General features: G+C 44.7%; 13 protein-coding genes. 12 read left to right on the plus strand and 1 reads right to left on the minus strand.

Translation table 11 applies throughout. The annotated features are described in order from the left end of the window. The first annotated feature begins 29 nt into the window (after positions 1–29). The 11 genes from IGI88_RS08750 to IGI88_RS08800 all read left to right on the plus strand — a co-directional run bounded on the left by IGI88_RS08750 (position 30) and on the right by IGI88_RS08800 (position 9505). Complete coding sequence (locus tag IGI88_RS08750; protein ID WP_244732930.1) at positions 30–1661, plus strand: extracellular solute-binding protein; 1632 nt, start codon at positions 30–32, stop codon at positions 1659–1661. A 37-nt stretch (positions 1662–1698) separates the two neighbouring features. Next, the gene (locus tag IGI88_RS08755; RefSeq protein WP_005227228.1) at positions 1699–2400 is read left to right on the plus strand and encodes a DUF624 domain-containing protein; all 702 of its coding nucleotides are present in this window, start codon (positions 1699–1701) and stop codon (positions 2398–2400) included. Between the two features lie 119 nt (positions 2401–2519). Next, positions 2520–3536 (plus strand): serine hydrolase domain-containing protein, encoded by a 1017-nt coding sequence (locus IGI88_RS08760; RefSeq protein WP_429960359.1) that lies wholly within the window; start codon positions 2520–2522, stop codon positions 3534–3536. Positions 3537–3581: 45 nt separating this feature from the next. Next, the gene (gene manA, locus IGI88_RS08765) at positions 3582–4535 is read left to right on the plus strand and encodes a mannose-6-phosphate isomerase, class I (protein WP_176257035.1); all 954 of its coding nucleotides are present in this window, start codon (positions 3582–3584) and stop codon (positions 4533–4535) included. 199 nt (positions 4536–4734) lie between these two features. After that, positions 4735–5874: a cysteine desulfurase family protein gene (locus IGI88_RS08770; protein WP_128432280.1), complete on the plus strand. Its 1140-nt coding sequence runs from the start codon at positions 4735–4737 to the stop codon at positions 5872–5874. 68 nt (positions 5875–5942) lie between these two features. Continuing rightward, a complete protein-coding gene (locus tag IGI88_RS08775) occupies positions 5943–6284 on the plus strand; it encodes a DUF1831 domain-containing protein (RefSeq protein WP_005232263.1) in 342 nt (113 codons plus the stop codon). 177 nt (positions 6285–6461) lie between these two features. After that, on the plus strand, positions 6462–7307 hold the full coding sequence (locus tag IGI88_RS08780; RefSeq protein ID WP_194199308.1) for an aldo/keto reductase: 846 nt from the start codon (positions 6462–6464) through the stop codon (positions 7305–7307). Between the two features lie 42 nt (positions 7308–7349). Further along, positions 7350–7955 carry a metallophosphoesterase gene (locus IGI88_RS08785; protein ID WP_005232261.1) on the plus strand — a complete coding sequence of 202 codons (606 nt, stop codon included), beginning with the start codon at positions 7350–7352 and terminating at the stop codon, positions 7953–7955. A 205-nt stretch (positions 7956–8160) separates the two neighbouring features. Then, complete coding sequence (amaP, locus tag IGI88_RS08790; protein ID WP_005232260.1) at positions 8161–8724, plus strand: alkaline shock response membrane anchor protein AmaP; 564 nt, start codon at positions 8161–8163, stop codon at positions 8722–8724. A gap of 11 nt (positions 8725–8735) precedes the next feature. Next, complete coding sequence (locus tag IGI88_RS08795; protein WP_005232259.1) at positions 8736–8930, plus strand: DUF2273 domain-containing protein; 195 nt, start codon at positions 8736–8738, stop codon at positions 8928–8930. 56 nt (positions 8931–8986) lie between these two features. Beyond that, positions 8987–9505, plus strand: a complete 519-nt coding sequence (locus IGI88_RS08800) for an Asp23/Gls24 family envelope stress response protein (RefSeq protein WP_005232258.1) — start codon at positions 8987–8989, stop codon at positions 9503–9505. A gap of 86 nt (positions 9506–9591) precedes the next feature. Here the strand turns inward: IGI88_RS08800 and IGI88_RS08805 are convergent, their stop codons facing one another. Then, positions 9592–10305: a C39 family peptidase gene (locus tag IGI88_RS08805; protein WP_194199307.1), complete on the minus strand. Its 714-nt coding sequence runs from the start codon at positions 10303–10305 to the stop codon at positions 9592–9594. Between the two features lie 368 nt (positions 10306–10673). On the opposite strand from IGI88_RS08805, the gene mnmA reads away from it, so the two are divergent. Beyond that, positions 10674–11792 (plus strand): tRNA 2-thiouridine(34) synthase MnmA, encoded by a 1119-nt coding sequence (mnmA, locus tag IGI88_RS08810; RefSeq protein ID WP_026008140.1) that lies wholly within the window; start codon positions 10674–10676, stop codon positions 11790–11792. Positions 11793–12186 lie beyond the last annotated feature (394 nt).

Raw genomic sequence — 12186 nt, forward strand, 5'->3', positions numbered from 1 at the left:
GGAACGAAACGTTGAAAGGGGATAAAAGAATGAAAGCAAAGGTATTAAAAGGCGTGCTGTCAGTGACTGCGATGAGTCTCTTACTGGCTGCTTGCGGCAGTGAGTCAGGGACAAAAGAAAGTGATGGGGCGGCAGCGAATGACCGTGACAGTTCGGAGGTCTTTGAATTAGGCAGTGAACCGTTGGAGATCACGATGTTTGGTAATTATGATTGGTACACGATGGATCGTTGGGGAGATGATCCAGCAACTGCTGCTATCAAAGAACTGACCAAGGTAGATATTCGCGCAATCGATGGTGGCGGGAATGCAGCACAGCGGCTAAGCACAATGATCGCTGGCGATGATCTACCTGATTTTATTTGGCTTGATCGAGGGTCGGATGTGGAACGGCTGCGAGAAGCGGGTGCCTTAGTGCCATTTGATGATTACTTGGATAAGTATCCAAACTTGAAAGAATGGGCGGGAGAAGACATCCTGAACATGCTTCGTTCAGAAGACGGCAAACTTTATCAGTTTCCCAACTGGTATAGCTCGGAGCCTTTCGGGAATGCCGGTTATGTCGTCAATAAAGAGATCCATGATGCTTTAGGTGCGCCAGAATTGAAAACAACAGAGGATCTTTATGAGTATTTGAAAGAAGTTCAAACAGAGTTTCCTGATGTCATTCCATTTGAAACAGATGTCAGCGGACAAGGGATCAATGTCTTGTACTCAGCATTTGCAGAAGGGCGTTCACCAGCAGATATCCGCATTCGCGCTGTTCCTGAAGGCGACGTATTGACCTCGATCTTTGCCAATGAAAACTACGTAGAATCGATTGAATATGCGTCAAGACTGTACCGTGAGCGCTTGATGACCCAAGATACCTTGACCCAAGATGCAGATATGGTGGCAGAAAAAGTAACCAGTGGTCGTGTAGCTGTCTATGCGGCTGCCAGCCCGTCCAACCATGCTCGCGATGCCCATTACATCTTGCAAGAGCAAAACCCAGATGCGGGGTATTTCTATATCGAACCAATTGCTAAACCAGGACTAGATCCTGACAATATTTTCCCAGGTTCCTATGAAATGCTAGGGTGGAATGTCAGTGTCATTACTAGAAATGCAGAAGACCCAGAAAAAGTCTTTGCCTTCTTAGATTGGTTGACAGGACCGTTGGGCCAATCGATCTTGATGTTTGGTCCAGAAGGCCAGTATTGGGATGGCTTTGATGAAGAAGGCTATACGAAATTTACGGATGCCTATGCAGAAGACAGTGCAGGCGTTTCGGAGATCGAGCAAGCAACTTCAAGTTTCCAATGGAACGGCAACTCCGCCTTTTTAGACAATACCAAAACAAAATTTGAACTGAATCTTCCAGAAGATCAAATGAACTGGGCAACGAAATGGCAGCATGCTATTACTTGGGACACGCAAAAAGACGACACGGAATTTGCGGCGATCAACCCGATGCCAGACTCACCAGAAGGAATCATTCAGCAACGGATCAACGATATTTTTGAAGAAGCCAATGCTTCAGCGATCTTTGCTGACAGCGATGAAGAAGTGCGTGCCATCTTTGCTGAGGCGGAAGCCCAAGCACAAGCAGCGGGCTATCAAGAGTTGCTGGATTATCAAACAGAGAAATGGCAGCAAAATCTACAAAACTTAGCCCGCTAGAGGGTAAATCAGCTGATTAGAGAAAGGAGGCGGACTGATGGGAAATGAACGATGGTATCGTTGGTATGGTGCCAGTCAAGCGATAGCTAGTATGTTGCTTTTGAATGGCTACTGGTTACTGTTCAATCTGCCCGTTCTATTGCTAGCTTTGGGGCTGATTTTCCCCAGCTCTCCTCGTCAGTTTCTTTTCTCTTTGGTTGGTTTGATCATTAGTTTTCCTAGCATTCTTTTGCCAGCGACCTTTGCTTTATTTGGGGTCATGCGGCGCTGGTTGTACTATCAAGAACCACGACAGGCCATCGGAGGGACCTTTTGGCGGCTCTATCGGGAAAATTATCGGCGCAGTTTTGCCGCAGGCCTCTTTTTCGGTAGTCTCGCTTTGCTGCTGTTAGGCTCTTATCGCCAAATCGATTCCTTTCAGTTGCCCTTATTGGCTGTCGGCTATTTGTTTTTAAGTATCATTTTACTCGTGTGGTTGCTGTATTTTATCTGCGACAGTGTGCATTTGGCGGCACCCATGCGGCTCGCCTTGATCAAAAGCTTTTTCATCATCTTTTGGGCACCGTTGCAGACACTGATGTTGCTAGGGCTGTTGAGTGGCCTCGCTTTACTGCTCGTCTTGATCAATCCCTTACTCGCGGGATTGATCGTAGGGGGACTAGGTAGCCAATGTGCGTGTTACAGTTATTTGAGAATCATCCAAAAGGCGCAAGCAAAAGCTGCACCAGCCGATGAGTAATCTATGTAACACTGATTAGAAAAAAATCTTAAAACTATCCTTAATGGGTAGTTTTTTTCATTGGCAAAAAGTGCTAAAGTTAGAAGCAAGACAAGCCTGAAAGGAGCGAGTATGGAACGATGACAATGTACCCAAAAACAGTACAGCTCATTCAAGAAAAAATGCCGACCGTTTTCCCAGGAGCGGTGCTGCGTTTTATCGCTGGTGAAACCCAAGAGACCCAGGTATTCGGACAGGCAGCGCTTCTTCCGAAAACCGAACCTATGACGAAAGATCATTTGTTTGATTTAGCCTCATTGACGAAAGTCGTTTGTACAACGAGTGTTCTGTTAAAATTGTGGGATCAAGGAAAAATCGAGATGGAGGCGCCGCTTACTCGTTGGTTGCCAGCGTTTAAAGACGATCGGGTAACGATCAAGCACTTGCTGACGCATACGGCAGCCATCAACACGTGGATTTCTCATCGAGACCAGTTGGATGCTGCTGCCTTGCGCAAGGCGTATTTGCAGCTTGAAAGCAGTGATACGATCGGTCAAACGGTCAGCTATACGGATACTGGGACGATTTTGCTGGGCTTTTTATTGGAGGAGCTGTATCAAAAACCAGTGACCGAGATTTTTCAAGAAGAAGTCTTGACGCCTTTAGGCATGAAGAACAGCGGCTTTCCGCCTTTTCCTCCTTCACAGCTGCCATTGATCGTGCCTACCCAGCAGCAGCCAGACGGCAGTATCCTTAGAGGAATCACCCATGACCCAAAAGCACGAGTGCTGGGAAACCATGCCGGCAATGCCGGGTTGTTTTCTACCGTGGATGATTTGACGCTGTTCGTTCAACTGTTACTGGCAAACGGTCAGCAGCAAGGGGCGCCGTTTTTCTCAGAAAAAGTGATGCAGGCGCTGGCTCAGAGGCAGACGCCTGAAAGCACAAAGCCCCGCACCTATGGCTGGGACTTATTGGGTGCACCATACCAATTATTTCATACAGGCTATACAGGCACGTTTCTCGCAGTAGATATCCCTAACCAAAAAGCGTTTATTTTCTTATCGAATCGGGTCCATCCAGTGGATCATCGAGAAAGCTACTTGGGTCATCGTGACGAAATCCTGCAATGTTACTTAAAAGAATCTGCCGAATAAGTGGATTCATGCTATAATATGCACGAACAACTAGAGAGGGGAACAATTATGGAACCATTGTTTATGAAACCTGTTTTTCAAGAAAAAATTTGGGGAGGCAGTCGCCTGCATTCTGTTTTTGGTTTTGATTTACCGAGTGACAAAATCGGTGAAGATTGGGCGATCAGTGCGCATCCTCATGGGGTGAGTGTCATTGAAAATGGGCCGTTTAAAGGCAAAACATTGGCGGATCTTTGGCAAGACCATCAAGAACTATTTGGTCATTCAGACGAACCAGTCTTTCCATTATTAATTAAAATTTTAGACGCAGAAGATGATCTATCCGTTCAAGTCCATCCTGATGACACGTATGGGTTAGCCCATGAAGGGGAATTAGGGAAAACGGAATGCTGGTACATCATTGATGCCGAACCAGGTGCGGAAATCATTTATGGCCACCATGCACAAACCAAAGAAGAACTTGCGGAAATGATCGAAGCGGGTCGTTGGGATGATTTGTTAACAAAAGTCCCTGTGAAAAAAGGCGATTTCTTCTACGTGCCAAGTGGAACGATCCATGCCATTGGGAAAGGGATCATGATCTTAGAAACCCAACAAAGCTCGGATACGACTTATCGGGTGTACGACTATGATCGTACTGATGATCAAGGACAAACACGGGAGCTGCATATCCAACAATCAATCGATGTGACGACGATTCCTGCACGGACGCCAGAATTATCGATCCGTGAAGTCAAACAAGGACAATCAGCAGTCGTTACCTATCTTGAAACGCCATTTTTCAATGTGTATGAATGGGAAGTACGTGGGAAATTATCTTTGGCACAAAAGGCCGATTATACCTTGATGACCGTGATTGATGGGTATGGGCAGTTGATGATCGACGGTCATTCCTATGAACTAAAAATGGGCACGAGCTGCATTTTGCCAAACCCGATCAAGAAATGGGAATTGGTTGGTGAATTGACTGTCATTGCCTCTGAACCTGGAAAAAAATAAAACGATCAGTAAGTGACGTGATTCGCACAAGCAAAACAGCACACGTTCCTGATTTTTCGTAAGGCTGAACGCGTTCAGCTGCCTGTCATCATTGGCGATTTTTCCGCTTTTGACTGACAGGTTTTTTCGTATGGACACTCACGATAGACGTCTGAGGAAGATTTGTTATAATGGCAGTAATGAAGGATAGGTGAAAAGAATGGTTTACTTAGATCATGCAGCAACGACACCGCTGCACCCAGAAGTGATCAAAGTGATGAGTGAGACGATGCAGACATTTTTTGGCAATCCATCAAGCATTCATCATTATGGTCGAGATGCCCACACCCAATTAGAATTGGCTCGTCAAGCGATCGCTCAGCAGCTAGGGGTCAAGGAACATGAGATCATTTTTAACAGTGGAGGTACCGAAAGCGATAATACAGCGATCATCGGTACAGCCCTTAGCAAACAAGCACAAGGCAAACATATCATTACGACCCAGATCGAACATCCGGCGGTCATTGAGAGTATGCGCTATTTAGAAGGCTTAGGCTTTGAGGTGACCTATTTGCCAGTAGATCAAAAGGGGCAATTGGCCGTCAGTGAAGTTGAGGCTGCCTTACGTCCCGATACGATTTTAGTATCCATAATGACGGCAAACAATGAAACGGGCAATTTGTTGCCGATTGCAGAAATTGGCGCACTTTTACGGGAGCATCCCGCCGTTTTTCATACCGATGCTGTGCAAGCTTATGGCAAGATCCCGCTTGAAATCAATGAAAATAGCATTGATCTCCTAAGCATTTCGGCTCACAAAATCAACGGACCAAAAGGGATCGGCTTTTTGTATAAACGAGATGGCTTGTCGCTACCTGCGCTACTCCATGGTGGCGAACAAGAAGAAAAACGGCGAGCAGGGACGGAAAACTTAGCAGCCATCATGGGAATGGCCAAAGCAGCTTCTTTGCATACCCCCGAAGCGCAGCAAGCAGCGGCGGAACAATATCAAACGTTTGCCGATGTACTGATGGAGACCTTAGCAGCACAAGGCATCGATGTTCAGTTGAATGGTGACCCAGCACACAAATTGCCGCATATTTTGAATCTGCGTTTCCCAGGGGTCAGCAGTGACTTGTTACTGATGAAATTGGACTTAAAAGGGGCCGCCATCTCGACAGGCAGCGCTTGTACGGCGGGCAATGTGGAACCCTCCCATGTGCTAGAAGCGATGGTGGGCAAAGAGCATCCAGCTATCCGGGAATCGGTCAGAGTCAGCTTTGGCTATGGCAACACATTGGCGGAAATCGAAGCATTTGCTCAGCTATTAGCAGAAACTGTCTTAGCAACGAAAAAGTAGGAGAACAGCTAGCAATCTCGCTGAAAACTATTTATAATGAAAGAAATGATGTTAAAGAGGTGAAGAACATGGCATTTGAAACAACAGCAACCGTTTTAGGCGCAGCAACCCAATACCGCATTGCTCCTGAAGCAAAAAAATATACGTTGCGGGATAATGGCTTTACAGAAACGAACGGCGGCAACTTCCAATTGATTCGTGGCCTTGAAGCAACACCCCAAAGCAAAGAAGGCTTTAAATTAAAAATCACTGTTGCAAAAGATCTGCAAACCTTCAAGATGTCGATCACGACAGCCAATGGATTAAAAGCAGTCAATATTTTCAAAGATGAACAGCACAAAATGCTGCAAGAAAAATTTTACTTTTTAATGGATGGTTTTATCAGCCGCGGGTTGTTTGTCAAAGCGTAAGCTTTTGTCAAAAGCAGCTATACCGTTCAAAGGGCAAGAAGTGTGTCACTCCGCCAAACAGGCAAGGGATTGATACACTTCTTTTGTATCTTTGCCGGTTTCTTTTTATACTAAAGAAAACAAACCTAAGCCGTTCTCAGAAAGTGGATACGTTGAGACGAGAAAGAAGGAATCCAGATGAAACGAACCTTAAACAAGCAATCCGTGTTAGCCGTTGGAATGGGGACTTGGCATATGGGGGATGACCCTGCTAAGGAAAAAGCCGAGATCGATGCGCTGCAAGCGGGCATCAAAGCCGGAGCGGCTGTCATCGATACCGCAGAAATGTACGGCGAGGGAAACGCAGAAACGCTAGTTGGCAAGGCGATCCAGCCCTTTACACGAGGGGATCTTTATTTGATTTCAAAAGTTTATCCCTGGAATGCCTCCGCAGATGAATTGCCGAAAGCTTTAGACCGTAGCTTAGCGCGTTTAGGCACCGACTATCTTGATCTGTATCTGCTCCACTGGCGAGGAGATGTGCCGTTAGCAGAAACAGTTGACGCACTAGAAGCTGCCAAAGCCTCTGGAAAGATTCGTGCATGGGGCGTCTCTAATTTTGACGTGGCAGATATGGAGGAGCTGTTGCGGTTAGAAAACGGCGATCAATGTGCCGCCAACCAAGTACTCTATAATTTAGGTGCCCGGGGGATCGAATACGATCTTTTGCCTTGGCAGGCAGAGACGGAGATTCCGGTGATTGCCTACTCACCAATTGCTCAAGGCGATCGGTTAGGGCACCACTTTAAAAATGATGAAGTCTTGAAAGAGCTGGCAGAAGCCAAAGGCTGCACGATTTTTCAGCTGCTTTTGGCATGGACCCTTCGACAACCCCACGTCTTAGCGATCCCCCAAACCAGTGACTCGCTGCATATGCTGCAGAACATTGAAGCTGCCAAAATCGTTTTTTCCAAAAGCGAATTGGCGACAATCGATGCACGTTTTCCGGAGCCAACGAAAAAGCAGCCGCTAGCGATGATTTGAAGACCCTAATCACAGAAAAAAGCAGTAAAGTAAGGAGCGACTATGAAATTTTTTACGTCTGATACCCATTATTTTCATGCAGCCTTGCTCGGGGACAATGACTTTGCCCCACGCCCCTTTGAGACAGTGACGCAAATGCATGAAACGATGATCGCTAGCTGGAATGAGGTCGTTGCGGATAAAGATGTCGTTTATCATTTAGGGGATGTCGCGATGCACCCTGCTTATGAAGCAGGTTTTCCAGAAATTGCGGCGCTGTTAGCACAGCTGCAGGGCAAAATCGTTTTTATCAAAGGCAATCATGATACCCGGGCTTTCTTTGCGTACTTGCGCAAGCATGATCCTGGTTGTTTGGGAGCCCAAAAGTATGCGTTTGAAGATGTTGGTGTTTTGCTGAAGTTTGCTCATCAGCAATTTTTACTAACCCATTATCCTATGCTGCTGGGGATCACCAAAAACAGCCGCAATCTGCATGGGCATATCCATCATCATAGTGTACCAATCGCTGAGAATCTCAACGTAGGAGTCGATGCACCGGAATTGGCGTTTCTGCCGCAGCCGCGTCCCTTCGGTCGACCAGTTTCCGAAAATGAACTGGCGGTGCTACATCATGCAAAGCAACAAGAACTTGCCAAGCTAGCTCGTTAACAGATAACAAGAAAAGCAAGCATCCAAACAGATTCGGGTGGCTTGCTTTTTTTGTGATGACTTTGACAGCAAGCTTTGATTAAGGAAATTTTTTTGATAAAAATAAACTTTATATGTAAAAAATAATCGATTCCAAGAGTTATTATTTGATGGATATTTAAGAAATGTGTATGCTTTAAGTAGAAAGCAGTAAAGGAGGTTGCCAATGCGTAAGATTTCTAAAGTGATTTTTATCATCGGATTACTTTTACTCTTACTTGTCTTTTATTTTGGGATCATCGCCAATCAGCAAGCGGCTTCATTGCCTGTTTACTTGATTCCTTTGGATGAATATCCTTGGGTCGGATCTTCCATGAGTATGCTGCTCTTTTGGTTATCTGTTGGCTTTGCTATTTTTACAGTGATCGCACTCTTTGTCGTTTTGTTTTATCCAAAACGCTCAGACCGCTTGATCATTCCCCATAAGACAGGCGATTTAGTGATTCAGAAGAAGGCGTTAGAGCATTTTGTGCTCGAGCGGGTGAAACAAGCAGATTTCATCCATCAGCCATCGGTAAAAATCAAAATCGTCAAGAATAAAGTAGCGGTAAAAATCGATGGAGAAATGAAACAAACAGCAGCCATCCCGCAAAAACAAGAAGCTTTGGTTGGTGAGATCAGCAGCAGTCTGCAGCAGCTTTTCGGTATCGAAAGCAATATCCAAACGGAAGTTGTTTTAAAAGATACGCAAGAAACGCCAGCAGCCCATGACCAACCGCGTGTAGTTTAGGAGGAACAGGTATGAGTGAATGGTTCTACCACTATAAGATCCCGCTTATCTTTGCAGGTTTCGGTTTGATCCTAGCGATCCTGTTTCTAACGATCGGCTTTTTGAAAACCATACTGCTGGTGCTATTTACGGCACTAGGTACGTATCTGGGATTTTATCTCAAAGAAGTCGGATTCTTTGAACAATTTCAAAGACCGCGCCGTTAACTTTGGTAACATTATTAGTTTAATTTATATCAAGATTATAGTAGGAGGAATGTACGATGGAAAACCAAACAAAACCAACAACAGGTGTTAAAGGAGAATTAACTTACGAAGATAAAGTGATTCAAAAAATCGTAGGCATTGCATTAGAATCTGTAGACGGACTCTTAACAGTCGATGGCGGTTTCTTCTCAAATATTGCAGGTAAATTAGTCAACACCGATGATGTGACTTCAGGGATCAATGTTGAAGTTGGGAAAAAACAAGTGGCAGTCGATCTTGATATCGTTGCAGAATATGGCAGCGACATGACCACGATCTACGACCAAATCAAAGAGGTTGTTTCAACACAAGTCAACAAAATGACGAATTTAGAAGTCATCGAAGTAAACGTGAATGTAGCAGATGTCAAAACACGTGAACAATTCGAAAAAGACTCTGAAACAGTTCAAGACAAAGTAAGCAGTGCGGCAGAAACAACTGGCGACTTTGCGTCAAAACAAACACGTAAAGCCAAAGGTGCCTTCAACCGGACAACGACGCGTATTCAAGAAAACAACGAACCACGCGTTCAATAATAGCAAGATAAGCAAAAGACTAGCTGCGGCTAGTCTTTTTTTGTCCCACAAAAGGTGTATTTTTGCAGCTTCAGCCGATCAGAACATCAAAGCCAAAAGCTCCAATAATGGATTCCTTCTGCTTGAAAGACATCGTTAGGATAGCTTTTCTCATAATGGGCTTTTTCGGGGGAATCATTAGGATCGAATACTTGAATCGTTCCTTCTTTGTTCAAAGCCAATACCATGATATGTCCGGATGTCGTAAAGGTTCCTGCTTGAACCGAGACCACAACGGGGATGCCTTGTGTCATTTTCTCATAGGCAGCCTCAAATGAATCCCCTAAATCGGCAAATTGGTAACCAAAAGCTTCGGCAAACTGAGGAAAGATTTGCCAACTTGTTCCTTGTTTGGGAAGATAAAATTGATCGCCAGCCCACTCCAATAGTTTGTCAGGATTCGGCGGAAGATCCGTCCAAAAAGCATCGATCATGGCTAAAGAAGCAATAGCGCACCCGTTTGCCGCAAAGGTGTTTTGCTCTTCTCCATATCCATACGTGTTATTGCCCCAGCGTTGATCGGTTTGTACAATTAACGGCAGTTGCTGCGTGTCTGCCATCGCTTGTTGAAGAGCTTGATTGGCTTGGCGAGTGAACTGTTTTGAGACAAGCGCTGTCTGATCAAACGCAGCACCCCTGACCTGATCAATCACGTAATGAATGACAAAAACACCACCGATGAGAAAAAGCAGCAGTGCAAGGCTCTTTTCTTTCTTCCCATCGTTTCTCCTCGTTTTCGATATCCTTGTGTGCAATCGCATGAAATGCCCCTCCTCGTAAAGTAATATCTAAGAGAAGTATAGTCTTTTTCTAATAAGAGCATTTCTGCATTTCCTGAAGAATTTCATACGATTTTATGACAACCACCATTTGAAAAGTAAGTTGTTACTGTTTGGACAGCTGTCGATGACAGACACAAAAGCAGCGCTTCCTCTATTTGGCTGAGTGGGTGGAATAACGAACAGCAACTTCTCTCCAGATGTCTTTTCTAAAAAAGGAATTTTTAAGAAAAGACAGCAAACAGTGAAGTTTTTTGTGTTTTGTTGTATAATGCAAATTACTGAAAAGTTGCGACCTTCAAATCGTAGATGATTTCAGAATCTATAATTGAAATGATGGTGAAACGATCATGTCTAACGAAAACACCCGTGTGGTGGTTGGAATGAGTGGCGGGGTAGACTCGTCAGTAACAGCACTTTTGCTGAAAGAACAAGGGTATGATGTTGTCGGGATCTTTATGAAAAATTGGGATGATACCGATGAAAACGGTGTTTGTACCGCAACAGAAGACTACAAAGACGTAGCCAAAGTGGCTGCGCAAATCGGGATTCCTTATTATTCAGTGAATTTCGAAAAAGAATATTGGGACCGTGTATTTGAATATTTTCTTGCAGAATACCGTGCCGGACGGACGCCAAATCCAGATGTCATGTGTAACAAGGAAATCAAGTTCAAAGCCTTTTTGGATTATGCGATGGATCTTGGTGCCGACTATGTAGCAACTGGCCATTATGCGCAAGTGACCGTTGATGAAAACGGCGTAACTCATATGTTGCGAGGCGTGGATAACAACAAAGATCAAACGTATTTCTTAAGCCAATTGTCACAAGAACAATTGAGCAAAACCATGTTCCCACTAGGCGGCATGGAAAAATCAGAAGTACGAGCGATCGCTGAACGGGCAGGTCTAGCAACAGCCAAGAAAAAAGATTCCACGGGTGTCTGCTTTATCGGAGAAAAGAATTTCAAACAATTTTTGAGTAATTACTTGCCAGCGAAAAAAGGCAATATGGTTACATTAGATGGCGAAGTCAAAGGACAACACGATGGCTTGATGTACTACACCATCGGACAACGTCAAGGCTTAGGCATTGGCGGCGGCGGTGCCACTCAAGAACCATGGTTTGTCGTAGGAAAAGACTTAGCGACCAACACTTTGTATGTGGGACAAGGATTCCATCACCCCGCTTTGTATGCAGATCGCTTGGAAGCAAGCCAAATCCACTTTACTACAGAACAAGACCGCGGAACGGAATTTTCATGCACAGCAAAATTCCGCTACCGTCAACAAGATGTACCGGTAACCGTGCGTCTATTAGATGGAGATCGAGCAGAAGTGATTTTTGACGAACCAGTACGCGCCATCACTCCGGGACAAGCAGTCGTTTTTTATGACGGCATGGAATGCTTGGGCGGCGGTTTGATCGATGCAGCCTACAAAGAAGCCAAAGAATTACAATATGTTTAACCACTAACACAATCAGCCCTAGCTAAGAACACTGAACCAATCAGTTGCACTTAGCTAGGGCTTTCTTTTAATCAATTCGAAAATACGACTAGAGCGAGCGCGTTCTATTTTTAAAAAATAGTCAAATTATGCTATAATTTAGTCAGAAAATGAATGTTTTTGATGCATTGGCATTTTTAAAAGAAAGGGGGAGGGGCATGAATCGTACAAGAGCCAACCTCATGAAATGAGGGGACGTTAGTGCCGTAGGGGTGGTAATGCTTCATCAGAATCAGGTCATTTCAAGCCAAATCAACGAACTTGCCTTAGCCGTACTATTTGGTTTAGTAGGGTATTTGATTGTTTTAAAAAGTTCTACTTTTTGTCCGCTCAGATTGCGGAGCATTCCGATCAG

This window comes from Enterococcus sp. AZ179 (assembly GCF_050498885.1).
Classification (GTDB): domain Bacteria; phylum Bacillota; class Bacilli; order Lactobacillales; family Enterococcaceae; genus Enterococcus_D; species Enterococcus_D entomosocium.